This is a genomic window from Priestia megaterium (assembly GCF_046599315.1).
Classification (GTDB): domain Bacteria; phylum Bacillota; class Bacilli; order Bacillales; family Bacillaceae_H; genus Priestia; species Priestia megaterium_F.
In genome coordinates this window covers 619,450-644,775 of record NZ_JBKIKC010000001.1, presented here as the reverse complement: position 1 = coordinate 644,775, position 25,326 = coordinate 619,450, and the positions used below count along the sequence as shown (strand labels likewise).

At 39.3% G+C, this 25,326-nt stretch carries 26 protein-coding genes; 21 read left to right on the top strand and 5 right to left on the bottom strand.

What is annotated here, in order from left to right; translation table 11 throughout:
• The first annotated feature begins 58 nt into the window (after nt 1–58).
• The 3 genes from ACLHDF_RS03630 (at nt 59) to ACLHDF_RS03620 (ending at nt 2,145) form a co-directional block, all read left to right on the top strand.
• A complete protein-coding gene (locus ACLHDF_RS03630) occupies nt 59–559 on the top strand; it encodes an RNA polymerase sigma factor (RefSeq protein ID WP_413917653.1) in 501 nt (166 codons plus the stop codon).
• The gene (locus ACLHDF_RS03625; protein ID WP_413917652.1) at nt 556–1,419 is read left to right on the top strand and encodes a DUF3298 domain-containing protein; all 864 of its coding nucleotides are present in this window, start codon (nt 556–558) and stop codon (nt 1,417–1,419) included. The genes ACLHDF_RS03630 and ACLHDF_RS03625 overlap by 4 nt, the downstream gene beginning before the upstream one ends.
• Nucleotides 1,420–1,614: 195 nt before the next feature.
• Nucleotides 1,615–2,145 carry an HTH-type transcriptional regulator Hpr gene (locus tag ACLHDF_RS03620; protein ID WP_413917651.1) on the top strand — a complete coding sequence of 177 codons (531 nt, stop codon included), beginning with the start codon at nt 1,615–1,617 and terminating at the stop codon, nt 2,143–2,145.
• 40 nt (nt 2,146–2,185) lie between these two features.
• On the opposite strand, the gene ACLHDF_RS03615 is transcribed toward ACLHDF_RS03620, so the two are convergent.
• Nucleotides 2,186–3,475: a protoglobin domain-containing protein gene (locus ACLHDF_RS03615; RefSeq protein ID WP_413917650.1), complete on the bottom strand. Its 1,290-nt coding sequence runs from the start codon at nt 3,473–3,475 to the stop codon at nt 2,186–2,188.
• Nucleotides 3,476–3,660: 185 nt separating this feature from the next.
• On the opposite strand from ACLHDF_RS03615, the gene ACLHDF_RS03610 reads away from it, so the two are divergent.
• The 8 genes from ACLHDF_RS03610 (at nt 3,661) to ACLHDF_RS03575 (ending at nt 11,299) form a co-directional block, all read left to right on the top strand.
• Entirely contained in the window at nt 3,661–4,335 is a 675-nt protein-coding gene (locus ACLHDF_RS03610) for an NlpC/P60 family protein (protein ID WP_413917649.1), read from the top strand.
• A gap of 256 nt (nt 4,336–4,591) precedes the next feature.
• Nucleotides 4,592–4,939 carry a DUF2642 domain-containing protein gene (locus ACLHDF_RS03605; RefSeq protein ID WP_413917648.1) on the top strand — a complete coding sequence of 116 codons (348 nt, stop codon included), beginning with the start codon at nt 4,592–4,594 and terminating at the stop codon, nt 4,937–4,939.
• Between the two features lie 18 nt (nt 4,940–4,957).
• Nucleotides 4,958–5,158: a hypothetical protein gene (locus tag ACLHDF_RS03600; protein WP_413917647.1), complete on the top strand. Its 201-nt coding sequence runs from the start codon at nt 4,958–4,960 to the stop codon at nt 5,156–5,158.
• A gap of 2 nt (nt 5,159–5,160) precedes the next feature.
• Nucleotides 5,161–6,687, top strand: a complete 1,527-nt coding sequence (locus tag ACLHDF_RS03595) for a glycosyltransferase family 2 protein (protein WP_413917646.1) — start codon at nt 5,161–5,163, stop codon at nt 6,685–6,687.
• A complete protein-coding gene (locus tag ACLHDF_RS03590) occupies nt 6,680–7,903 on the top strand; it encodes a nucleotide sugar dehydrogenase (protein WP_413917645.1) in 1,224 nt (407 codons plus the stop codon). Before ACLHDF_RS03595 ends, ACLHDF_RS03590 begins: the two co-directional genes overlap by 8 nt.
• Before the next feature lie 44 nt (nt 7,904–7,947).
• Nucleotides 7,948–9,369, top strand: coding sequence for a glycosyltransferase family 2 protein (locus tag ACLHDF_RS03585; protein WP_413917644.1), 1,422 nt, complete (start codon nt 7,948–7,950; stop codon nt 9,367–9,369).
• 147 nt (nt 9,370–9,516) lie between these two features.
• Nucleotides 9,517–9,912: a DoxX family protein gene (locus ACLHDF_RS03580; protein WP_413917643.1), complete on the top strand. Its 396-nt coding sequence runs from the start codon at nt 9,517–9,519 to the stop codon at nt 9,910–9,912.
• Nucleotides 9,913–10,084: 172 nt separating this feature from the next.
• Complete coding sequence (locus ACLHDF_RS03575) at nt 10,085–11,299, top strand: cytochrome P450 (protein WP_413917642.1); 1,215 nt, start codon at nt 10,085–10,087, stop codon at nt 11,297–11,299.
• A gap of 23 nt (nt 11,300–11,322) precedes the next feature.
• Here ACLHDF_RS03575 and ACLHDF_RS03570 read toward each other — a convergent pair whose 3' ends face one another.
• Nucleotides 11,323–11,691 carry a winged helix-turn-helix transcriptional regulator gene (locus ACLHDF_RS03570; RefSeq protein ID WP_413917641.1) on the bottom strand — a complete coding sequence of 123 codons (369 nt, stop codon included), beginning with the start codon at nt 11,689–11,691 and terminating at the stop codon, nt 11,323–11,325.
• Nucleotides 11,692–11,930: 239 nt separating this feature from the next.
• Here ACLHDF_RS03570 and ACLHDF_RS03565 point away from each other — a divergent pair, with 239 nt between their 5' ends.
• From ACLHDF_RS03565 to helD, 3 genes are all read left to right on the top strand, one after another.
• A complete protein-coding gene (locus ACLHDF_RS03565) occupies nt 11,931–12,449 on the top strand; it encodes an enoyl-CoA hydratase/isomerase family protein (RefSeq protein WP_413917640.1) in 519 nt (172 codons plus the stop codon).
• Nucleotides 12,450–12,588: 139 nt separating this feature from the next.
• Entirely contained in the window at nt 12,589–12,714 is a 126-nt protein-coding gene (locus tag ACLHDF_RS03560) for a hypothetical protein (RefSeq protein ID WP_016765178.1), read from the top strand.
• A gap of 243 nt (nt 12,715–12,957) precedes the next feature.
• Complete coding sequence (helD, locus tag ACLHDF_RS03555; RefSeq protein ID WP_413917639.1) at nt 12,958–15,276, top strand: RNA polymerase recycling motor HelD; 2,319 nt, start codon at nt 12,958–12,960, stop codon at nt 15,274–15,276.
• A 346-nt stretch (nt 15,277–15,622) separates the two neighbouring features.
• Here the strand turns inward: helD and comJ are convergent, their stop codons facing one another.
• Both comJ and ACLHDF_RS03545 read right to left on the bottom strand, forming a co-directional pair.
• Entirely contained in the window at nt 15,623–16,030 is a 408-nt protein-coding gene (gene comJ, locus ACLHDF_RS03550) for a competence protein ComJ (RefSeq protein ID WP_413917638.1), read from the bottom strand.
• Nucleotides 16,031–16,065: 35 nt separating this feature from the next.
• Nucleotides 16,066–16,440, bottom strand: a complete 375-nt coding sequence (locus ACLHDF_RS03545; protein WP_223269005.1) for a NucA/NucB deoxyribonuclease domain-containing protein — start codon at nt 16,438–16,440, stop codon at nt 16,066–16,068.
• A gap of 481 nt (nt 16,441–16,921) precedes the next feature.
• Between ACLHDF_RS03545 and ACLHDF_RS03540 the strand changes: the two genes are divergently transcribed.
• On the top strand, nt 16,922–17,182 hold the full coding sequence (locus ACLHDF_RS03540; protein ID WP_413918255.1) for a metal-sensitive transcriptional regulator: 261 nt from the start codon (nt 16,922–16,924) through the stop codon (nt 17,180–17,182).
• Between the two features lie 156 nt (nt 17,183–17,338).
• Nucleotides 17,339–19,288, top strand: a complete 1,950-nt coding sequence (locus tag ACLHDF_RS03535; protein WP_413917637.1) for an FUSC family protein — start codon at nt 17,339–17,341, stop codon at nt 19,286–19,288.
• A 36-nt stretch (nt 19,289–19,324) separates the two neighbouring features.
• Here the strand turns inward: ACLHDF_RS03535 and ACLHDF_RS03530 are convergent, their stop codons facing one another.
• A complete protein-coding gene (locus tag ACLHDF_RS03530) occupies nt 19,325–20,143 on the bottom strand; it encodes a squalene/phytoene synthase family protein (protein WP_413917636.1) in 819 nt (272 codons plus the stop codon).
• A gap of 325 nt (nt 20,144–20,468) precedes the next feature.
• Here ACLHDF_RS03530 and ACLHDF_RS03525 point away from each other — a divergent pair, with 325 nt between their 5' ends.
• The 5 genes from ACLHDF_RS03525 to ACLHDF_RS03505 all read left to right on the top strand — a co-directional run bounded on the left by ACLHDF_RS03525 (nt 20,469) and on the right by ACLHDF_RS03505 (nt 25,281).
• Nucleotides 20,469–21,140: a response regulator transcription factor gene (locus ACLHDF_RS03525; protein ID WP_413917635.1), complete on the top strand. Its 672-nt coding sequence runs from the start codon at nt 20,469–20,471 to the stop codon at nt 21,138–21,140.
• A 1-nt stretch (nt 21,141) separates the two neighbouring features.
• Nucleotides 21,142–22,176, top strand: coding sequence for a sensor histidine kinase (locus tag ACLHDF_RS03520; RefSeq protein ID WP_413917634.1), 1,035 nt, complete (start codon nt 21,142–21,144; stop codon nt 22,174–22,176).
• An 87-nt stretch (nt 22,177–22,263) separates the two neighbouring features.
• Nucleotides 22,264–22,620 carry a YxeA family protein gene (locus ACLHDF_RS03515; RefSeq protein WP_413917633.1) on the top strand — a complete coding sequence of 119 codons (357 nt, stop codon included), beginning with the start codon at nt 22,264–22,266 and terminating at the stop codon, nt 22,618–22,620.
• Nucleotides 22,617–23,384: an ABC transporter ATP-binding protein gene (locus ACLHDF_RS03510; protein ID WP_413917632.1), complete on the top strand. Its 768-nt coding sequence runs from the start codon at nt 22,617–22,619 to the stop codon at nt 23,382–23,384. Before ACLHDF_RS03515 ends, ACLHDF_RS03510 begins: the two co-directional genes overlap by 4 nt.
• Nucleotides 23,371–25,281 carry an FtsX-like permease family protein gene (locus ACLHDF_RS03505; RefSeq protein WP_413917631.1) on the top strand — a complete coding sequence of 637 codons (1,911 nt, stop codon included), beginning with the start codon at nt 23,371–23,373 and terminating at the stop codon, nt 25,279–25,281. Before ACLHDF_RS03510 ends, ACLHDF_RS03505 begins: the two co-directional genes overlap by 14 nt.
• Nucleotides 25,282–25,326 lie beyond the last annotated feature (45 nt).

Sequence of the window (25,326 nt, the reverse complement as noted above, 5' to 3'; positions counted from 1 at the left end):
TTCCGTCTACCTTATAGACTTACTTCAGCAAGAGAAAATAGAAGGAGTATAAAAGACGATGAAAAAACATGATGCACATCAGATGCTCGTAGCGTGCATAACCGAGCATAAAGCGGATTTTTACAGGCTTGCTTTTAGCTATGTGAAAAATCAAGAAGATGCGCTTGATATTGTGCAAGAATCGATAAAAAAAGCACTCATTTCAATGGACAGTATCAAAGATATTCAATCGATTAAAAGCTGGTTTTATAAAATTGTCGTACGAACAGCACTCGATTTCCTTCGTAAGCATAAACGCTTAACGCTTATGGACGAAGAAGCGCTTGAGTACCTGAGCAGTGGACGTGAAGATCAGTATGAAAATATCGATTTGAAAAAAGCAATGGATCGGCTGCCTGTTAAATATAAGACCATTATTATTCTACGATTTTTTGAAGACTTAAAAATGGACGAAATTGCAGAGATTGTTGAAGAAAATGTAAATACGGTCAAGACAAGACTCTACAGAGCGTTGAACCTGTTGCGGATTACGATGACGGAGGAGGACTTAGAACAATGAATGAAAAAATAGAAAAGTTAAAGAAGCAGTACCGTGACATTCCTATTCCGCAAGAATTAGATGATGTGGTCGAACAGGCAATTGCTTCACATCCTCGTAAAAAGAAATCCTATATTTGGCCAAGCACGATTGCGGCAGCAGCGGTAATTTTTATCACAACGGTGAATGTAAGTCCAGGTGCCGCAAATGCAATGGCAAAAATTCCTGTACTTGGAAAAGTAGTAGAAGTAATCACGTTTGATGAACTGAAGCAAGAGGAAAAGCATTCTCGTATTGATGTAAAGACGCCATCGATTTCAGGTTTGCAAAACAAAGGTCTTCAAACAAGTTTGAATGAAAAGTATGTAAAAGAAAACGAGCAGCTGTATGAACAGTTTAAAAAAGAGATGAAAACATTGCAAAAAGGAGAGAAAGGAAACGTGGCTGTTAGCAGCGGCTATGATATCATGACGAATACTGATGATTTGCTTGTTGTGCACCGATATGTGGAAGAATCGAGAGCTTCAACGTCAAGTGTGAATCACTACGACACGATTGATAAAAAACAGGAAGTGCTCGTTACGCTTCCAAGTCTGTTTAAGGATAAAAGCTATATAAAAGTTATTAGTGAAAATATTAAAGAGCAAATGAAAGAGCAAATGAAGCATGAAGAAGGCAAAATTTACTGGCTGACTGAAGAAGATATGACCCCTTTTAAAGAGATTGATGAAAATCAAAGCTTCTACATTACAAGGAATCACAAGCTGAGAATTGTATTTGATAAATACGAAGTTGCTCCAGGTTACATGGGGAACATTGAGTTTGAAATTCCGACAGACGTTATTTCCAACCTCCTAGTCGGTGAACGATATATTCATTAAAAAACAGGCATGAACGCTGAATGTTCATGCCTGTTTTTTTACATAAAGAAACGAAAAAATTTATTTTTATGCAAAAAAAGTTGAAATATATAAGCAATCATGTATAATGTTTTGTATATATTTTCATTATTTTTGTTTATAAAGTCTTAGAAAAAACGATGTGAACGGTTGCATTTCTAGAGAGGAAGTGAAGAAGTGAAACGCACGTTAAATCAAGATACCATTAAAGATGCCATGTTGTTTAATCAGCTTGTAATGCAAGTAAGCAAAGCTCTTTGGAAGTCTACTGAAAAGGATTGGGAACAGTGGGTTAAGCCGTACAATTTGAGCATTAATGAACATCACATTTTGGGGATTGTTTATCAGCTGGAAATTGCGTCGATGACCGACATTTCAAAGCTAGGTGTTATGCACTTGTCCACAGCTTTTAACTTTGCCAAAAAATTGCACTTGCGGGGCTATCTTACCCTTTCTAAAAATGAAAGAGATAAGCGGAATACATACGTACAGCTCACAGAAGAAGGAAAAAAGATGTTCTTAAAAACGATCGAGGATTATAACCCCCTTGAAAACCCTTTGTTTCAAGGAGCGATGCCGCTGAGAGATGTTTACGGAGAGCTGCCTGACTTCGTCGAACTAACGGCTCTGATTCGAAGCATATACGGAGAGGATTTTGTCCAGTTTATCGAACGTTCTTCTCAAGAACCCGCTAGCTTGAAAAAATAAAAAAAGCCTTCTTGTGCAAGCTGAGAAGGCTTTTTGCATATCAACTTTTTTCGGTTAATCGTTCAAGTTCTTCCGAGGAATGTGCCATCTTCTCAATACGTAGAGATAGCTGCTTCATTACGTCCGCTATTTTTTCAAGTTCTTTTTTGGTTAGAACGGTTTGTTGTTTGTTCTCCGTTGTCATGCTAAGGACGTTCGTGAAAAAAGAAGTAATATTGTTCATATTACCAGCCGTATCTTTTGTTAATGTAGCAACTTCGCCACCTAAAGCTGAAACGCTTTCGATTTGTTTTTGAATGTCTCCGATAAAAGTTGAAATATTAGAAATAGATTTCTTCGTTTCTTCCGCAAGCTTCCGTACTTCTTGCGCCACCACTGCAAATCCTTTTCCATGCTCACCCGCCCGAGCCGATTCAATCGAAGCGTTTAATGCTAATAAATTTGTTTGTTCAGCAATAGAAGTGACAATTGAAACAATTTGATGAATTTGCTGTGATGTATGTTCGAGCGTTTTCATTTTGTTTTGAATGAGTGACGTGTTTTTTTGTATGCTTCCAAGCATGTTTTGTTCTTCCCTTAATTTTGCTTGACTAGTAACGGACTCTGCCTCAATAACTTCTGCTAGTTCAGAGCTTTTGTTTGCATAGGAAACGACATCAGAAGACTGCTTGCGCATTTGATCCATAAATTTCTTCGTTTCTTCAGATAACGAAGAAAGGACAGATGAGGTGCGAGAGATTTCTAGCTGAATTTGCTCTTTTTGAATTTGAAGTCCAGCGCGCTGCTCGTCATATTCAAGCTCATAGGCTTTTAACACTATTTGCTGTTCTAGACTAATAAGCTTTGTCATACTTGCAATAAAAGCCAGGCATTCTTCTTTTGACTCTATCGTATGTTCACAGACTGAAAGCAGTGACGTAAATAAATTTTGAAATGCGCATAAATACCAGTTTGGCTCAAGTCCAATTCTAACGTGCATCTTGGAAATTTTTTGACGTTTTGCCACAAAAGCGTCGTCTATTTGTCCATCAAACATTTCTAAGATGTGCTGTTTTAACGTTTGTTTTAATGCATGAACGCTGCTGTGCTTTTCGATAATCGCAACCAAATGAGCCTGTTCGCCAATAGCTTTGTAAAAATCATTCACAATCTCTTCAATGGCGTTCAGCGCGTGAACTTGAAATCTGGCAATCCGTTTGAGATCATCTGCTGTTAAAGAAATCATGTTAATCTGTTTTTTTATCATCGGATCCGATACATGCAGCTTTACAGTGATGGATTCGACAGCCGCGGCTTCGGCGTTCACTTTGTTTCGTTTAAACCAATTCATGTTTATCACCTTTATTTGCTAGAATAGTTGTTTTTCTTTTCTTCTTATATTTCGGCGTTTTATATCCAAGAGTTGAGGCTGTTTAAAAAGATTGTTATCAAATTGTTATCTTCTATTAATTGAATTGTTATCCACAGATGGTATGGTTGTATGGTGCTTAAAACATGATTCGGGGAGGAAACGAAATGAAAAAAATGCTATCGGCGCTTCTTATAGGAGGAGCTTTATTTGCAGGTCCGGCAATGGGACATGCTGCGTTTGGCGACACGGTTTTAAAACAAGGGATGACAAATGATGATGTAGAACAAGTTAAAACAGTGTTAAAAGATAAAGGATTTTTAAAAGGCGAAGTATCGCGATATTTTAATTATGAAACAAAAAAAGCGGTCATGGCTTTTCAAGAAAAACATAACTTAGAAGCAGACGGAGTAGTTGGGGAAAATACATACAATGCATTAGGTAAAGACGGCGTTGTAGAAGGCGAATCAGAAGTGAATACAGATAAAGTAATTACCAAAGCAAAATCTTTAATGGGCACGCCGTACAAATGGGGCGGTACTACACCTTCAGGATTTGACTGCAGCGGATATCTTCAGTATGTATATAAAGAAAGCGTAGGCATCGATATTCCAAGAACGGTTGAAGATATCTATAAAGCAGGTGAAAATGTAAGTGAACCCCAAGTAGGAGATCTTGTTTTCTTTGAAACGTATAAAGAAGGTCCTTCTCATGCAGGCATTTATCTTGGAGATGGAAAGTTTATTAACGCATCGTCTTCTAAAGGAGTTACAATTAGTGATAAAAATTCAAGCTATTGGAAAGAGCGCTATATTGGAGCAAAGCGTATTACAGCCAACTGACTATAATTAAATAGATAAAAAAAGGCAAAGTCTAAGGGCTTTGTCTTTTTTGTTTTGGTTTCAGTAGGTAGGAGGCGGTAGGGGATAACCCTATACAAAAAGGGCTAGTCATGAGCGTATTTGTATGGAAATACGATAAAAGTTCTGTCACCTTTATGGTAGAGCTTGTATATATTGATAGAGTAATCTCTTAGGTTACGTCAATTGTTGTAGGTAATTTGAAGGGATAGCAATATAAAAAGGAGGAACAAAATTTATGTTTTTTTGTTGTTACCGTCGCTATGTAGAAAAGATAAGACACCTGTTGTTTTCAAATAGATTTGCTGAATTTATTCAGGAAAACACAAAAAAAGCAGTAGAAGACGTTGTTTATTCCGATACGTTTAGAGAATATGTGATCAGTATTATTAAAGAATCTCAAGAATCACCTTTTAAAGAAATTGCCGAGCAGTATATCGGACAAGAAGTTGTGATTGAAACAACGGCTGGTCCGCTTGAAGGCGTTGTGACGTTTGTTGGGGATAACTATTTAGAATTAGTAGAGTCTCCGACGTCAACGGTATTACTTCCATTTACAAGCATTGTTACTATTCAAAGCGCTTAAACGAAAGGAGAGAAAAGTATGTTTCAAGATGCATTACGAGAAAATGTTGGTTCATTTGTGCAAATTATCACAGCTATTGACGTTATTAATGGAACACTGCTCGCTGTTACGGACGCAGCGGCTATTGTACGTACATCAAGCTCATATGGTGAGCCAACGGATGTAACTATTCCACTAGTATCCATTACGTATGTTCGAATTTTTAGCGGAGTTGAGTGAGTTTGAAGGTATCGGTTGTTATTCCAGCTTGTAACGAAGCTGATTCATTATTACCTGTGCTTAAAGAAGTTCAAAAAATGAAGCCGTTTGAAATTATTGTCGTGGTAAATGGATCCAGTGATACAACAAAGGAAATTGCTGAGGGTGCAGGCTGCCGCGTTGTTTATTATGAAGAAGCTCTTGGTATTAATATTGGAAGAGCCATTGGGTCCAAAAAAGCAAAAGGAGATATTTTGCTTTTTTTGGACGGAGATATAGCGGTTCCTCATGAAGAGCTGATGAAATATACGCAGGCTATAGAAACTGGTCATGATATAGCGTTAAACAACCTTTCATGGATTATGAAGCGGAAGGTGCGTCCGCATCCCGTTTCCGTTGCAAAATATATGCTGAACTTATGCTTACAGCGTGAAGATTTATCTGTTCAAGCATTAACAGCTATTCCTCATGCCATCAAAAAAACATCGGCGGCTAAAATTGGATACGAGAACTTAGCTCACCCGCCCCTCGCCCATACGATTGCCCTTATAAAAGAAATGTCAATTGTTGCACCGTGTTCCTCAGACGTTATTTATACAAATAAGATTAGAACCACTCACAAAACAATTCCTACCAATTCACCTTTTCCTATTTCGACTAATTATATTATTGGAGATCACATTAAAGCGTTAGCTCGTCTTATCGAAGAAAAAGGAATAAGAGGCGGACTAACAGACGGCGATCGAAACCGTAAAATCATTTCCGCTTATACACCGAATGTGAAGCGGAAAACAGGCATCAAGTACAGTGCTGTTATTCCAGTAGGTGAAGAAAAAGAGACGATTGCAAGCGTTATTAAAGAAGTAAAAAAAGGCGGAGTGGAAGAAATCATTGTGGTTGCCAATGGAGCAGATGAAGTAACGGTTAAGCGAGCGATTGAAGCTGGAGCCACTGTTCTTCATTATAAGGAGCGGCTTGGACACAACGTACCTCGGGCAATTGGAGCGATGTACAGCAGCGGAGAAGTTTGCTTGTTCGTAGATGGAGATATTGTTATTTCCGCGGAAGATTTACGTCCCTATTTAGAGGCAGCTGACCAAGGAATTGATGTAGCGCTTAATAATTTAGAGTGTCTGCTGGACGAAGTGTATCCCATCCACTCTGTAAGTGCGGCGAAATATTTTCTTAACATTATTTGCAAACGTCCTGATTTAACCATTAATACAACGACGGCGATTCCTCATGCCATTAAACGGAATGTAATGGAAAAAGTAGGCTACGAATCTCTTATTATTCCGCCTTTATTTCAATTAAAAAGTATCATGTACGGCTTTATGGTTCAGCCCGTTCATTTTGTTGATGTGGCGCGGACAAATCGTATTCGAAAGGAGCATATGAAAATCAAAGGTTTGGCGGCATCAACGCAGCGAATTCTAGGAGATTATGTAGAGGCCATTGCATACTATATCAGCCAAACCAGCGAAAGAGGCGAATTTCTTCCGGACATACGAAGACATGATATTTTGTTTGAGGTGTTGAAGAATGAATAAAAAAGTTGCCGTTATTGGTCTTGGCTATGTGGGACTGCCGCTTGCTCTGTTATTTGCTAAGAAAAATTATAGCGTTGTTGGCCTTGATATTGACACGCGGAAAATTGAAGCGCTAAAACAAGGGAAAAGCTATATCCCAGATGTGCGTAACGATGTAATTAAAAGCGAGAAAAACTTTCAAGCATATGAGCTGAAAAATGGTATTTTAGCATTTCAAGCATGTGATTATGTAGTAGTGACCGTACCAACTCCTATTACAGAGAATCACAATCCGGATTTAGGGCCAGTCATTAGTGCATCTATATTTTTGAAAGAACATATGGTGAAAGGGCAAACGGTTATTTATGAAAGCTCTACTTACCCAGGCACGCTTGAAGAAATTGTTTTGCCTATTTTGAAGGATTCCAATTTGCGACCAGGAATAGATTTTTATTTAGCTTATTCTCCAGAAAGAGTCGATCCGGCAAACAAGTCGTATGACATTGAGCATATTCCAAAAGTGATTAGCGGCTACAGCAAAAAATGTCTCCATCACGTGCAGACGTTTTATAAAAGTATTTTTCAGCAAGTCGTGTCTGTTTCTTCTCCAAAAGTAGCGGAAATGTGCAAGCTGTTTGAAAACATTCAGCGCCTTGTCAATATTTCGTTAGTGAACGAAACAAACGAACTGTGTGAGGAATTAGGAATAGATTTTTATGAGGTATTACAAGCGGCATCTACTAAGCCATTTGGATTCACTCCTTATTATCCAGGTCCCGGAATCGGAGGGCATTGTATACCGGTTGATCCGCTGTATTTTTTATGGAAACTAAAACAAAATGGGTTAACGAGCGAACTTATTGAAGCGGCACATCATATTAATGAAGAAATGCCAAATAAAGTGATTAAGCGAGTTGAAAAGCAGCTTGAAGCAAATGAAAAGCGTGTGTTCGTTGTAGGCGTTGCGTATAAAAAAGACGTAAATGATATACGTGAATCGCCGGCGCTGCCGGTTTGTGAAAGGCTTTTAGAAAAAGGGTATGAATTAACGTATCATGACCCGTATATTGACTCTGCCGTCTTTAAGAAGCAAACGTACTTTTCTGTCCCGTTGACAAAAGAAGAAGTTGAAAAAAACGATATTGTGCTGGTATTAACTGATCATAGTCAAGTCGATTGGTCAATTGTAAAACACGCAAAAAAAGTTGTAGACACAAGAGGTATTTTAAATGAATGAAGCCGCTGAATTATTCAGTGGTTCTTTTTTTAGGGGTGATATCAATGAAAACTCTTTCTGTCGTACTGCCCATTTACAATGAAGAAGAAACGCTAAAAAACGTGCTTAAACAAATTAAGAAAGTAAATGTGCTCGAAATCATTGTAGTCGCGAATGGCTGTACCGATGCTTCAGTGAAAATAGCCAAAGAAGAGGGATGCACCGTAAAAGTAGTGGAAAAACGCCTTTATCCACATGAAGCGAGAATGGAAGGAGCAAAGATTGCCAAAGGAGATGCCGTCTTATTTGTAGACGGAGACATTATTCTTTCTGCTTCTGAGCTTGAGCGTTTTGTTCAGCCTTTGTTATTTGGGAGCAGTGATGTGGTGCTAAACAAGTGGGAAAAAACAAAAGTGAATACTTTTAATCGCAGCGAGCTAACGTGGAGTGCGGTCTTGCATCATGCGATTGGGAAGCCTCACTGGACCAATGCTTATTTAAAAGCGCCTTACGGGGTACTGTCAAACGTCTTGAAAAACTACTGGAAGATGCCGCCTCTTTCTTTATTTGTGACATTCTTAACACAGTACCGTGTAAGTATGCATATGACGATTGAAACGCAGGGGAAAGGAAACTTTCGTCCGTTTGATCGCCCGCTGCGCAGCAGAGAAAGGATTAAGTCCTACCAGCAGCTTCTTCAAACATACTACACGCTTGCGTCAAATCGCAAAAGGCGAGTGGATCTGCTTGCGAAGCCCATTCCAATTGTTGAGCAAGGCTGGGGGAAATTATCTGCTTTTTATGGAGGCAAACAGCTGTCTGTTATTATTCCGGTTTGCAACGAAGAACAAACAATTAAACAAGTGATTGCAGAAGCAAGAAAACTTGAACCGTTAGAAATCATTGTTGTGATTAACGGTTCAAGTGATCAGTCAGAGGTGCATGCCAAAGAACAGGGTGTCAAAATCATCGTCTACAATGAGCGGTTAGGGCATGATTGCGGAAGAGCGGCAGGAGCACTTGCAGCAACAGGAGATATTCTTCTCTTTATAGACGGAGATTTTGTATTGCCCGCACAAGAGTTATATCCGTTTGCTTCAGCGGTAGCGAGCGGTGTCGATGTAGCTTTAAACATATGTGAAGACGAAGCAAAGCTTACGCATGTGGTGCAGGGCTGGAAGTATGTGTTGAATGAGACTATAGGAAGAAAAGATTTATTAATGAGCTCCATGACAGCTGTTCCTCATGCAATCAGCAGAGAGTGCCTGGAGCAAATTGGCCCCGAATCTCTTGCTGTACCGCCTTTTGCCCAAGTAAAAGCGGTGATGGAAGATTTTCAAGTGCAGGCCGTCCATCATGTTGACGTAAATAAATTCAACCGGTTTCGATACTCTGAACACCTATCATTGAAGAGCTATTCTGCTACCGCAGAACTCATTATTCATGATCATATTTTGGCTTTTCTATCCTATCTTCAGCGTGATTGAGCAGGGGCTGACTTATAGAGAGAATATCCAAAATGAGAAAAAGAAATTTGCTGATAGTTTGTTTTTCTGTTCTCCCCCTTGAATTTGTTCTCAGTTGTAACTAAAATTGTTACATGTGTAGACAAAAGTAAAAAAGGAGGAAAAGAAATGAAAAGCTATCAGCTTGGAACGTTTTTACTGCGTCTTATGCTAGGTTTAACGTTTTTTATTCATGGACTTGGCAAATTCCAAAGTGGTATTGATAATACAGTTGGCTTTTTCCACAGCATGGGCATTCCTGCGTTTTTCGCCTATGCGGTTGCTGTTATTGAATTCGTAGGAGGAGCTGCCATGATTCTTGGTTTTCAAACGCGCTTAGTTGGTGTCCTGTTCTCGATTGTGATGATTAGTGCTGTTTTTACAGCGAAAAGCGGTGCTGGTTTTACCGGCGGCTATGAGTTGGAACTTGCGCTTTTTGTCGTTTCGCTTCATATGATTCTAGCAGGAAGCGGCGCGTATGCATTAGACAATCGATTACAAAAAACAGAAGAATATTATTCTTAAAAAAGGTAGGCGCGTAGCGTCTGCCCTTTTTTTGTAAAATATGTCCTCCTATCGATTCATTTTCCCTAAAATATACAGCTGTCATTTTTAAGAAAATTCTTATATATGGTACTATTTGGTCATAGATTGACTATACAGTCAATCTATTTGAACGATACAGGGAGGTTTTTAAATGAAAACGGAAAGAGAAAACGGAATTGTCCGTCAAGTGAATACGATTCAAACAAAAGAAGAGCGCTTTAATCCTTTTTCTTGGTACGAAGACATGAGAAACAGTGAACCTGTGCAGTGGGATGAAGAAAGGCAGGTATGGGATGTTTTTCACTATGAAGGGGTTAAAGAAGTGCTTGAACAAAAGAATATTTTTTCTTCTGATCGAAGACCTCCACAAAATCAAAGACAAACCGCTCTAGGAACGAGCTTAATTAATATTGATCCGCCTAAGCATGCTGAAATGAAAGCGCTTGTTAATAAAGCTTTTACGCCTAAAGTAATGAAAGCATGGGAGCCTAAAATTGCTCGTATTACAAATGAATTATTACAAGAAGTTGAACACCTTGAAGATATTGATATAGTCGAGCATCTTTCCTATCCGCTTCCAGTTATGGTGATTTCCGACATTTTAGGCGTACCGATAGAAGATCAGCGTCAGTTTAAAGATTGGTCGGATATTATTGTAGCGGGTCCGTCGAATAACGAACGTGAAACGCTAGAGAAATTGCAGCAAGAGAAAATGAAAGCAAATGATGAGCTAGAAACTTATTTTTATGGAATCATTGAGGAAAAACGTACACATCCAGGAGATGATATCATCTCCGTGCTTCTTCAGGCAAAAGAAGAAGGGAAGCAGCTAACGGATGAAGAAATCGTCGGGTTTTCTATCCTGCTGCTGATTGCAGGAAACGAAACAACCACGAATTTAATTTCAAATACTATTTATTGTCTAATGGAAGATAAAGCTTCTTTTGAACGGCTCAAACGAGAGAAAGAACTTTTGCCTTCTGCGATTGAAGAAGTTCTTCGCTATCGTTCACCCGTTCAGGCTCTTCACCGAATCGTGAAAGAAGATGTGATTCTTGCAGGAAAGAAATTAAAAGCTGGCGAGCACGTCGTTCCATGGATGGGATCAGCGCACCGCGACGCTCAGTACTTTGAAGAGCCGGATGTATTTAAAATTGACCGAAAGTCAAATGTGCATATGGCATTTGGAAGAGGCATTCATTTTTGCTTAGGAGCACCGCTTGCTCGAATAGAAGCAAAAATTATGCTGTCCGAGCTGATTGACCGTTATCCGCATATGGACTGGAGCCCGTCTTTTGAGTTAAAGCCAATTGAAAGTACATTCGTATACGGGTTAAAAGAATTATTGATTCGTAAACATATATAAAAAAAGCACGCTCTGCGTGCTTTTTACTCTTTTTCTGCTTGAATTCTCGCTTCAGCGATTTTATCGGTATAATTATATCCCCATTGAAACATCAGCTCAATAATAGGAATGAGCGTTTCTCCAAAAGGCGTTAAATAATATTCTACTTTAGGCGGAACTTGTTTATAGACTTCGCGGTGGATAATTCCGTCGCGCTCGAGTTCGCGAAGCTGCAGCGTGAGCATTCGCTGCGTCACGCCGGGAATGAGTCTGCGCAGTTCATTAAAGCGCCGGCGTTCTTTTGATAATTGATATAAAATGACGGTTTTCCATTTGCCTCCGACTACATCAACGGCTGCTTCCACTGGGCAAGAATAGCCGTGAGGCTCCCATTTTGTTAAGTCGTATTTCATAGTGATTACTCCTTTTATCAGTGAGTTCAGCTGCATTTGTGCTGCTTATACTATAGCACGTCTTATTTGATAAAAACATGGAAATGATTCATGGAATTATTGACGGAAAATTTAAAAAGTAATGGAAATAATTATGAGTTTGTTGTATGATAAAACTATGAAAATAACTTTTTTATTAAAAAGCGAGATATTTTGAAAGCGCTTTATTTATAAAGGACGACAGGGGAAAGGGCGGAGGAATGATGAAAAGATTTATCAAAGTAGAAAAAAAAAATCATGTGGCGGTTGTACGAATGAATCAGTCAATGCTCAATCGTTTGAACAGTGAAGTCATGTATGAGCTTCAAGAAACGATGAATGAGCTGCAGCAAGATGCTTCGGTTGGATCTATTGTATTTATGGGAGAGTACTATAAAATGAACGGAGACAGCAGAGCCACTTCTTTTTTACGTGAAGAAACAGGAAAGCTTTATCAGCCGATTCATGCAGTAACAGCTCGAGCGATTTTTCAGCGCATTTCATGCAGCTCCAAACAAACGATTGCGCTTCTTACAAACTTTACGTTCGGCGGAGGGTATGAGCTAGCTTTAGCATGCGACGTACGAATTGCGGAAGAACCTGTGCAAATCAAGTTAACAAACGGCATGACCGTTAGTGCGCAAGAAGCGTGCAACATGGGGAAAGTGCAGCATGTTGTGCAAAAAGGAAAAGGATTAGACTATTCGCTTGCGCTGAAAGCATTAGAAAAGGAAGCTTAAAAAACGCTTTCACTTTATTTTTATAAAGTGAAAGCGTTTTTATTTTATTTTATTGGTAAAATGGTATTGAAAATTCTGAAAAAAGGAGTAAAATGATAACAAATCTACTTATTTTAAATAAGCAAAGGAGCTGGTATCAATGCCATTTATTTTTAAAGAAGCGGTAGTCGGATTGTTTACAGCGGCAGCAGCAGGTTTACTGGCGTTTCAAGGAGTAGAAGTGGTGTCAGCCATCATTCATCTGCTAACTTTTTGGAAACAGTAATAGCTAATAAGTAGAGGAACAACTTATAAAGATAAGGGGCTTGAGACTTTCTCGGCCCTTTTTGTTGTGGAGTTCATTATTTTTCAGTATACTAACGGTGGAAATTAAGACATAATATGGTTACATAGCAGGGATTTGCAAACTCAGTATGGAAGTATGTAGACTCTGAAAAAATAAACAATGATCACTTTTGCCCGGTAACAAGTCTTGTTATCGGGTAACGTATGTAAGGGGTGTGGATAAGTGAAAGATAAAAATTTAGCAGAAGAACAGCAGCGAGTTGATTGGGTAGTAGAAGAAATCAGTCAAAAAGCTGAAAAGATAGGCAAAAGTGTAGGAAATGTAAAAGGCGAAATTGTTGATTTGCGGAGCACGTTTTGGGACGATGTCACGGTTAATATGGATGAGCCGGACGATGTGATTGAGACATTTACAAGTATTAAGCAGCAGGCCGAACTTTTAGCTGAACGTGAAATTACCCATAGACAAGCGTATGATCAATTAAAAACGTTAAAAAAATTAACGCAATCCCCTTATTTTGGACGTTTTGATTTTATAGAAAATGGTGAAAAAGAAGCGGAAGCTATTTATGTAGGCGTAGGTTCCTTAATGGATCAAAAAGGTGAAGCGTTTTTAATTTATGATTGGCGTGCGCCTATTTCGAGTCTTTATTATGATTATTCACCAGGAAAAGCGCAGTACGAAACGCCGGGTGAAGCGATTAAAGGAGAGATGAAGTTAAAGCGTCAGTTTATTATTGAAAATAGCGTAATTAAAAGCATGTTCGATACAGGAATTACTATTCGAGACGAGCTGCTTCAAGAAGTGCTTGGACACAATGCAAGCAGTCAAATGAAAAGTATTGTCGCGACTATTCAAAAAGAACAAAACCAAATTATTCGAAATGAAAAAAATAAAGTATTGATCGTTCAAGGTGTAGCAGGAAGCGGCAAAACATCCGCGGCTCTTCAGCGCGTGGCTTATCTTCTCTATCATTACCGAAAGCAGCTGACTGCGGAAAATATGATGCTATTTTCGCCAAATCCGCTTTTTAACAGCTACGTCTCAACTGTTCTTCCGGAGCTTGGAGAAGACAATATGAAACAAACAACGTTTCAGCAATATGCCGATGGACGGTTAGGAAATGAGTTTGAAGTCGAGGACTTGTTTGTTCAAATTGAATATTTACTAACGGAAAAAGATATCGCGACAAAACAGCATAAAATGCAGGAGATCCGCTACAAATCAAGTCGTGAATTTAAAAAGCAAGTTGATGCGTATATCAAAGAGCTGTCTACTAAAGACATCATTTTCAAAAACGTTAAGTTTCGCGGCGAAATCGTTTTATCTGCTCGGCGTTTGCTGTCTTATTTTTATTCACTTGACACGGGAATTTCCATTCCTAACAGGATGCAGCTCGTAGCGGAATGGGCGCTTAAGCTTGTCAACCAGCTTGAAAAACTGGAGCGTAAAAAAGATTGGGTTCAAGAAGAAATTCAATTTTTAGAAAAAGAAGATTATGTGGAGGCCTATCAGCATCTGCAGAAAAAGGAAGGCTACACGGAAAGTTCATTTGACGACTTTGACCGTGAACAAGCATATTTAGCAAAAGCCGTTGTAGCTAAAAAAATGAAATTTATTAAGCAGGCCATCAAGCAGCTTAAATTTATCGACATTCGCCGCATCTATATGCAGCTGTTTGAAAGGCATCACCTTTTTTCACATGTAGAAGGGTGGGAAGAAACAGCTAAAAACACGGTGCAAAGTGTTACAAACATGAAGCTGTCTTATGAAGACGTAACGCCTTATTTATATATTCAAGATCAAATTGAAGGGCGCAAAGCTAATCCTGTTATTCGCTACTTATTTATTGATGAAGCCCAAGACTATTCACCTTTTCAGCTGGCGTTTTTAAAAGAGCTGTTTCCGCATGCTAGAATGACGCTGCTTGGAGATTTAAATCAAGCGATTTACGCGCACGCCCTGAATGCACCGACCATTCTTTCAAGCGAGCTGTACGAAGAGAAAGAAGCAGAAACGCTGACGCTTACAAGAAGCTATCGATCAACACGTCAAATTGTCGAATTTTCAAGGGATATGGTGGCAAACGGCCATTTAATTGAGCCGTTTAATCGAGACGGAGCGAAGCCAACCGTGACGGCTACAGGTAACGTCCAAGAGCTGCATAAGACAATCATACACAAAATTAATGAATTGAAGGAACAAAACTATAAAACAATAGCTGTTATTGCTAAAACAGCTGAAGAAAGTCGAGAAGCATTTGAAGCTTTGCCTGCTTCGATGTCTGCAAGGCTGCTGACAAAGGAAACAAGTTCATTTGAAAAAGGCATGCTTGTTCTTCCTGCTTACCTAGCTAAGGGGATTGAATTTGATGCTGTCATCATTTATAATGCATCGAGTGAATCTTATCAAGATGAATACGAGCGGAATTTATTTTATACAGCGTGCACAAGAGCCATGCATGAACTGCATTTGTTCTCACTTGGTGAAATCAGTCCGTTTATATCGAATAAAGAAACCTATGAATACCAAGGCAAATAAAAAGAAAACGGCCAGTGGCTTGAGCATATGAGAAAGTGGAGTAATAGTAGAAGTAGTACGGGAAATCGAGGGTGAAATCGCTAAGGTTTTATCTTCGATTTTTTATTTACATGAATTCAGCCTATTTTCATTGCCGAAATAAAAATTGTTTGGTTAAAGTTCAGCTATCATAAAACAAATTAGCAGGACAGTGAAAGGAGGAATTTTATATCCAATATTTACGAATAAATGTATTACTTTGTACAAAAAAGCTCTGAGCTGTATACAGCTCAGAGCTTTTTATAAGTTATTTACTGTGTAATCATGTTTATACTATCTGAACTGCTTACAGTAGGCTGGCTTCTTTTTATTGACTTTCAAAATGCAGTAAGTATTTCACTAAATAGAGGCCTGAGTTTGTTTTTTCTTGAAGAGGAATGGTCAGGCATGTGACGTAATAATACCCTTTGGGAATATCATAGCTTAAGGTTTCGGATAGGACGCTTTTGATTTCAATCCCATCGCTTTCGACGTGAAAAGGAAGGCGAGTTGTCTTTTCAGCTTGTGATGCGTCGGGCTCTTCGTTTATCCACAATTCAACAATGGCTTTTGTGTTCGACACGGCTTCAAACGAAATGGCTTTATCGTCTGCGACGTATCCTTTTTGAATATCTTCATCACTCCAGTCGTGATGGGGCTTTGGCTGTCCTTTTTGAAACAGCGTAAACTGATGATAAGATATTGTTAGCTCTTGTTCTTTCCATTTTGTTTTCATCGTTTCACCTCTTCAAAGTAAAGCTTGTTCTGCTATTATTGCACGATAAATTGTACGCGCGTACCGTCTGGGTACTGTTCTAATTGATTTCCAACCCATGAGCCAGCTCCGCGGTTATCAGAAGGTGAGATATAGCGAATGTCAGCTCCTGCTCCGCCTTCTTCACACATAGCCATTGGCCATTCGTCACGGTCATAGCCTGTTTTTGTTGGATATCCTTTTAGAGATTCTTCCCGGTTCGCTTCCGCACCGTCGCGATCGATTGTGCAAACGGAAGAGTGCCCAGCGGCAATTGCGTCGCGAATATGATCGCCCGTTTCAGGATATCGGTCTAACGGAAAATAAAGCGTTGCATCATAGTTTACTTCAGCTTCCGTTTTTTCAGGAGCTAAAAACGCCGCATGTCCCATAAACCCTAAAACACATGCAATGATAATGAATAAACTTGTCATTAATTTTTTCCCGTATGTAGCCATCTCAAACCTCCAGGGTAGCCGTTTTTACAGCTTAACTATACTCTCAGATTGCTAAGTTTAGATTACAGCACAATAAATGCAGTGTAAACAAGTATTTACATTTATGTAAAAATGATCTTTTTGTCTTATGTGTAAGAGATACAAATCCGTGAAATATTCCGTGAGTTATACTTTCTGCTGTGCATTTACTTATTGGTCAGTTTAAATGAAATGTGAAGTGTCTATTTGTATATGATTGAGCCTGTTAAAGGTCTGAGGTACTAAGTGGAAAAATCCGAGCAGTGGAAAACGAAACAGTAAACTTCCTTTACTTGACAACATACCCTGATAGGTATAAAGTTGTGTATACATTTACTTCTTGCGTATAGCTTAAAAGGAAGAAACGCAATAATCCATGGGCGGAGGTATTAGTATGGTGGAATATGATAAGCAAGTTAAAAATCGTTTGAAACGAATTGAAGGTCAGTTAAAAGGCGTCTTAAATATGATGGAACAAGGAAAAGACTGTCGTGACATTGTGACGCAGCTTTCAGCAGCTAGAAGCGCAATTGATCGCACGATGGGCGTTATTGTCAGCACGAATCTTGAACAGTGCGTAAGGGAAAGCATTGAAAAAGGCGAGGATACGGAAAATTTAGTAAAAGAAGCAGTAGAGCTGCTAGTAAAAAGCAGATGAGATATTCGTTTCATCTGCTTTTTGTTTTTACTGCATGCTGCTCATAAGGATAAAAACGGCTGTTCCTAAACACAATACGGATAGGAACAGCCGGTTTTTAGGTTTATCTCGTTTTAAGAACAGGAAAGATATATGGAGAGAAAGGAGGAGGTCAAGGTGAGTGATGACAAAAAGTCACCAACATATAACCATGCGGAAATTCATCATAAAATTGAGGCTTCTCCAAAAGCGCCGGGAATCAAAGCTGCTTTTCGCTTTAACCACGCTTCTTCTCCGTGGGTACGAGGAATCAGCTCAGGTTTGTCTTCAAGCCTGCCGATTTTAATCGGAATTTTGTATGGGCATTTGCAGTACGGACTCATTGCAAGCATTGGCGGCTTTACATATTTGTATACAAAAGATGAGCCTTACGCGCAGCGTGGCGTTAAGTTATTTTTAGCTTTGCTGGGCGTTACGCTTTGCTTTACACTTGGCTCGTTATTTGCTGACGTAGATTGGATGAAAACCATTTTATTTGGTGTTATTGGAGCCGTATCGGTTTATGTCTTCGGGGCATTAAAAATCCCAGGACCTTCTGCTATGTTTTTTGTGCTTTCATTTGCGGTGAGCACAAGCATTCCAGCTCCAAATTTACAGGCTGTTTTTTTACATGCAGGACTCGTTTTTTTAGGAGGAGCACTATCCTGGTGCATTAGCATGAGCGGCTGGCTTATTAATCCGCGCGGACCTGAAACTGCCGCTGTGGCGAAAGCGTACAGGCAGCTAGCTTCATTTGTCGGTTCGCTTGGCACGGAATCGTTTCACGCGGAGCAGCACAAAACGGTTGTAGAGCTTCGGGCTGCGGAAACAGCGATGAAGCAAGCGAAAATTAATCGGAAAAAATCATCATTTGCACATCGGCTGTTTTTATTAAATCAAAAAGCAGAAGGGCTGTTTATCTTTGTGATGGCCGCTGCAAATGATTTTAATCCGGCTGTTTCTAAAAAAGCACAAGCGGTGATTGAAACATTCGCATCCGAAATGGCCACGTTAAAAAAACATAAAAAAATTCGAAATGTCAGAGAAGAAATTGAAGAGCTGTCTATAAAAGAAGAGCTGCGCACATTATTATTAGATGTAAATGACGTTCTTCAAATGAAGGAATTAAAAGAAACAGAGTACATTCAGTTCTCGCACGGTACCATAAAAGAACGGTTAAAAGCTGCTTTTCACAAACGTTCATATGTGCTTAAAAACGCTTTGCGCTACGGAATTATTATGATTATCGCCGCAGCCGTTGCCTACACTACAAATATTCCAAGGTCTTACTGGATTCCGCTTACATGTGCAGGAGTAATGCTTGGGGCAACCGTGCGTGCCACCGTTCAGCGAGGTATTCAGCGTTCAGTGGGTACGATTTTAGGTATTTTAATTGGGACGGGAATTCTCATGCTTGAACCGACGGGAATCATCATTGCGCTCATTGTCTTTTTGCTTCAGTCAACGATTGAGATTGTAATTGTAAAAAATTACGCGCTTGGCACGCTTTTTATCACGCCGAATGCTCTTTTAATCGCTGAGAGCGGTCATCCCGATAAAGCTATTAGCTACTTTACGTCCGCTCGGGTGATTGATATTGTTATTGGTTCTGTTATTGGAGTGGTTGGCACGGTATTAATTTTTAAACGAGCTTCTTCGCTTCGTTTACCGTATTTACTTGGAGATGTGATTCGAAAAGAAGGACAATTTTTAGAAATGCTAAGCACGGAACAAGATGAAGAAAAAATTAAACAAGAAAGAAATAAACTTCAAGGAGAACTTGTTAATCTTCGGGCGCTGTACGATAATGTTATCGGAGAATATTCTAAAACGGCTGTCAAACTTGAAGGATTGTGGCCTGCGGTTGTTGCTACGCAGCAGTTAGGATATATGCTTCTTGCCTCGTTTGAAGGATATAAGCTGTCAGAAACGGAAAAACAAGAGCTTCAGGAAACGTTTCAGAAGCTAGCCGCAGCGGCAGAGCAAAAACGAGCGCCAAAGCTTTCAAGTGTTCCCGCTTTGAAACGCTATCCTATTATTCAACAGGAAATAACCGCTTTGTATGAAAGTCTGCAGGTAGAAATATAAAAAGCACGGAACCAATAAGGCTCCGTGCTTTTATTTTTACATATCGACAACTTCATTTACCGTCTTATTTACATCGTCACGGGTCATTTTTTCTTTTCCTTTCATCAAGGCGTTTAATGTTCCATCGGCAAGCGCTAACGGAATTTTACAGAAATGAAGAATCGGAAGAGATTTGACATCTTCTAAATATTTCTTTCCTAATGAAAGATTGCGGCGGGCATAGGCAAACATATCTTCTCTGCTCCAGTTGTTAGGGAAGAAGCTGACACCACGCTCTGAATCTTCCGAGGTATTGCGCAGGATATTTACAGACTGCAAGCCGCGTCCAAACGCAATAGCTAATTCTTTATCTGTCTCCGTGCCGTCATACCATTTCCAAATGTCGTTAAGCATCACGCCTACTAGACCAGCTACGTAGAACGTATAGTCATCTAAGTCCGCTTCATTTTGAATATGCCAGTCTTTTTCTACCCAATCGGCCATCCCTTTGGCCATAATGGAAGTTGCATCTAGTACTTGATCTGCAACTCCAGTCGGACAAAGCGCAATCCAGTTGCCGAGCTGAAGCGATACGTCAGGTAAATCAGCTTGATAAGGACCTACTAATGCCATGTACTCGTCTTCGTTAAAAGGCTTTTTTAACAGGTCACTGATGGCGTAAAGCAAGCGGCTTTTTACACCGGCCTCTAGCTCAGGGTGATCTTCGATTTCATCAATTGCCCTCATACATAAGTAAGCAGATCCTACCGCATCTTGCAATTCTGCTGGTAAGTGGCTAATTGGAATAAAAAATGTTCGGCTTGTTTCTTTTAACATCACCATTGCGTCGTCGCGTAATTTGTTGGGTACACTCATTGATAACTAGCTCCTTTTTACATATCCACATGTCAAATTAGTTTAAGTTTTCATCTTATATACTATAGTAACAAAAAATGAGCATTTAATGGAGTTTAAAGATTACTTATTAACGATATTGTCATTATTTTGTAGTATTTGAACAGGGACACTTGTATCATGTACAAGTTTACATTACGATAATACTCGTTCATTCTTCGTTTTAAACGAATAAATGTTTTATCTTTAAGAAAATCACTGTCATACTGATGGATTAGATGAGCTTTTAAGAAAATACTCAACAGTCGGGTATACATAATATATAGGACAATGCAGAGGTGAATGTATGAAAATTTTAGCTGTAGAAGACGATGGTAAAATATATGAATTAGTGAAAGAGAAATTTGAACAGTGGTCATTTGAAGTGGTTGGAGTAGAAGATTTTCAAAAGGTAATGGAAGTATTTATTACAGAAAGCCCAGAGCTGGTCATTTTAGACGTGAATTTGCCTGTATATGACGGATTTTACTGGTGTCAGCAAATACGTACAGTTTCAAAAACTCCTATCGTATTTCTTTCCTCTCGTGAACATCCAATGGATATTGTTATGGCAATGAATGTGGGGGCGGATGACTACATTCAAAAGCCGTTTAACTTAGATGTTCTTGTTGCTAAAGTGCAGGCACTTCTGCGCAGAACGTATTCGTATGGAGATACGATTTCAGACGTTATCGAGTGGAACGGAGCGGTGCTAGATTTAAAAAAAGGAAGCTTGCATTATAACGACCAAGAAATTCATTTAACTAAAAACGAATTTTTTATTTTACGGCTTCTTTTGGAAGAGCGGGGCAAGATTGTATCGCGAGAAGAGCTCATGCGAAGGTTATGGGAAGATGAGAAATTTGTAAGTGACAATACGCTTTCTGTTAACATCACACGCATTCGTACCAAACTGGAGGATATTGGGCTGAACAGTAAAATTGTGACCAAAAAAGGTCAAGGGTATTTGGTGAATTAAGATGTGGAAAAGTTTTTTAAGAGAAAGGTTAAGCTGGATCTTATTTGTTTTTATATGGCTGAGTGTAATCGATGCTCTGCTTTTGTTGGAGTATGATATTAAGGTATCGTCAACTTCGTTTTGGTATTTGAATCTTTTAACACTGTGTCTGCTGATTCTGTTTCTTTTATGGAGAGGAGTAAAAGAAAGAAGATTCCTAAAAAAATTAAGCTTTATGCTGCGGCATGATGCGTACGATTTACAAGAAATGCATTCATACGTTGAAACGAAAGCAGATGAAGAAATGCTGAGCCTGCTGCAGCATATAGATCGTGTGTATCGCAAGCAAACTCATGCTCTTCATGTACAGCAGCGAGAGCAGCAGGAATATGTAACGACCTGGGTTCATGAGGCCAAGACGCCGCTTACTGCTATGAAGCTACTTATTAATGCTCATCGTACGGAGCTTTATAAATGGCCTTGGCTGAAAGATATTGAAGATGAATGGATGAAAATTGACGGGTTAGTGGATCAGAATTTATATGCCGCACGCCTGCAATACTTAGAAAAAGATTACCAGGTACAGGCAGTGTCGCTAAGTGAACTTGTTTTTCCAAACGTTGCGTACTTCTCAAAATGGTGTATCGAAAAAAAACTGCATATTGATGAAAAAAATCTAGGCACGGTGGTACACACTGATCCAAAGTGGATGCAGTTTGTTGTGAGGCAAGTGCTGTCTAACGCCATTAAATATAGTCCTCTAAAAGGGAAACTTTCTTTTTTTAGTGAAGAAACGCCAAAGTATGTGAAGTTATTTATCGCTGACCAAGGAGAAGGCATTCCAACACAAGACCTTCCGCGGGTGTTTGAAAAAGGATTCACAGGAAATGTTGGAAGAAAAACGAAAGGAGCTACGGGGCTAGGGCTGTATTTTTCAAAAAAAATCACAGATGCTCTTGGTCATCGAATAGAGGTGAATTCACATTTACAGGAAGGAACCACGGTGACTATCACCTTCTACAAACCGAATTCTTTCGATAACCTTTCAAAAATGTAAGATTGCATGCTGAGATTGTCATCTGCTTCAAACGAATCTTTCCTTGTTTCAAAGTAAGATAGAGCTATACACAAGGAGGGAACGTACATGAAACGAAAGTGGATTATTCTCTTAGCTCTGCTTTTTGTCGCGGGAGCAGGTATAGGAGGAGTAACGATTTATCAAAAAGTCGCAACGGAGCATCAATACGGGATCATCCCAAAAGAAGCAAAAAAAGTGGACAACTATGGACGAGTTCAATATACAATTTCAGTAATAAATGAAAAAGGAAAAACAACGTTTCAAACGTTTACAACGATTAAACAGTTAAAAGAAGGAACGGTTATTGACCTTTTTGTACGAGGTAATGAAGTTCGGAAGTATAACATTTTAACAAAAAATGAGCTGCCGCAGCGAGTGAAAAGCGTGTGGCCTACAAAAGAACGAAAGGAGGAAGAAAAGTGAGTATTGTTCTTGAAGGGAAAAGTGTAACCAAAACGTTTGGGTCAAGAGGAAACATATACGAAGCGCTAAAAGGAATTGATTTTACAATCGAAGAAGGAGAGTTTGTTGGTATTATGGGACCGTCTGGAGCGGGAAAAACGACGCTGATGAACATTCTTTCAACGATTGACCGCCCCACTGATGGCGAGGTATGGATTCAAGGAGAAAACGTAGCGCTTATGAAAGATAAGAAGCTGTCTGCTTTCAGACGCACTCATTTAGGATTTATTTTTCAAGATTATAATTTACTGGATACGTTAACGGTAAAGGAAAATATTCTTTTGCCGCTTACGGTTACAAAAATGTCCAAGCAAGAGATGGAAACGAAGCTTAAAGACACCGCGACGCGACTAGGTATCTATGAGCTGGCGGATAAGTATCCGTATGAGATTTCTGGCGGACAAAAACAGCGTGTTGCAGCCGCGAGAGCGATGATTACTAACCCAGCGGTTATTTTCGCAGATGAGCCCACCGGAGCTCTTGATTCCAAAGCTGCTTCAAGCCTACTTGAAAAGCTATCGCAATTAAATCAGGAAGACCGTGCCACCATTATTATGGTGACACATGATCCGCTGGCTTCAAGCTACTGCAGCCGCGTGCTGTTTATTAAAGACGGACAAATTTACACAGAGCTGTTTAAAGGCGAACAAACGAGACAAGCATTTTTCAAACGAATTATGAACATTCAAGGCGCATTAGGCGGTGAAGGCTATGACCGTATTTGATCTTGTTAAAAAGAATATGCGCAAAAATATTAGCCGGTACAGCCTTTATTTCTTTTCAATGATTTTTAGCATTATTGTGTACTATGTATTTGCTACGCTTCAGTACGACCAATCAATTTCAAAGGTCATTGGAAAAGAGATGAGGCTGCAGGGGGTTTTTAACGCTTCCAATTACGTTCTACTTACCTTTATTGTCGTATTTATTTGGTATACGAACTCATTTTTTATCAGGCAGCGTAAGAGAGAGCTTGGGCTGTATCATTTAGTCGGCATTGAAAAACGTACGATTGGGAAAATGATTTTCTATGAGAATATGCTGCTTGGAATTGTTTCTTTGCTGATAGGTATTTTACTAGGTACCGTTTTTTCAAGGCTGTTTGTACTGTTTTTACTAAAGCTGATGGGTCTGTCGCTTTCTATTACGCTCACATTTTCTCTTCAAGCGGTTTTAAAAACTGCCGTAGTATTTTTGATTGTTACCATTTTCATTTCGTTGCAAGGCTATTTCATTATGTACCGCTATACGCTATTAGATTTGTTTCAAGCGGAAAGCAAAAGCGAACGAGTCAATAAAATGAGTTCAAAGCGCTCAATTGTAGTTGGAGGACTTGGTATTTTACTCGTTGGCTATGGGTACTACCTTTCATCAGGAAACATTGTGACGCCTAAGTTTTTTTTAATTGTAGCAGTTGTACTGTTTTCGGTCATTTTCGGTACATTTTTAATTTTTAAAGCCACAATCGAGTGGCTGATGGGACTTTACCGAGAGCGTGCAAACGGATATTATTCGTTTGCTAATATGTTAAGCGTTTCTACGATGATGTATCGAATTAAAGCAAACGCACGGGTGTTAACATTAATTACGATCTTATCCGCTACTACACTTGTAGCAGTTGGTGTTACGTATTCTTCATACTATAATACAAAAGCCGACGCCAGAAGTATGCAGCCGTATGACTATACGCTGCACAGCCAAGGCGCAGCGCACGACTTTATGGATGTGCTGCGTGAGTTAGATATCCAATCAAATCAGCATGTCTATCATGTTGTAAAGCACTCTGCTGATTTATCTGACTTTCGATTTATTACATCTGGTTATTATGGGGACGGTGAACGAATTAGCTTTTTAGATGAAGAAGAAGTGCGGAAAAATGGCATCTCAATTCCTGTGTTAAGCGCAAACGAGACCGTTATTTTTGATTCGATGGCAAAAGGAAAAGTGTTTAAGCCTAGTACAGGTAAAACGGCAGCTGTGCAGCTGAAGAAATCAGAACAGCTTGCTTTAAAAGTCGTTGAATCAGAACCTTCTCTTATTCTTGATTCTGAAAGTGCCGGCTATCAGTTTGTGGTCAATCACGACACGTTTATGAAGCTTTCAAAAACTGGACAAAAGCAAGCGGTGTATGTATTTAACACGAATGATGGAAACAAACAAAATGAACTTACTAAGAAGTATCATCAGATCGCAAAAGAGGCTGGAGAAAGCCGCACTTCATACTATGATGCTTTTCAGGCAGGCTTAATGAGTAAAGGATTGTTAATTTTTATTGGAGGATTTTTAGGGCTTGTCTTTTTGATGGCAACGGGCAGTATTATTTATTTTAAACAAATCTCAGAAGCCGAACAAGAGCAGAAAAGATTTGAAGTTCTGCGTAAGCTTGGTTTTTCAGTGTCTCAAATGATGAGTGCCGTTCGAAAGCAGCAGCTGTTTACGTTTGGTTTGCCTTTATTAATTGGCATATTGCACAGTCTATTTGCGCTGAACGTCATTACTAATCTAACCGGTGAAAGCCTGATAATCCCTGTTTTAATAGCGGATGCAGTATACGGGGTTATTTATTTTCTTTTTTACTGGCTGACAATGAATTACTACCGAATGGTAATAAAGCGACTGTAAAGAAGAGACTGTTTCGATGAAAGAAACAGTCTTTTTTTGTTGGGA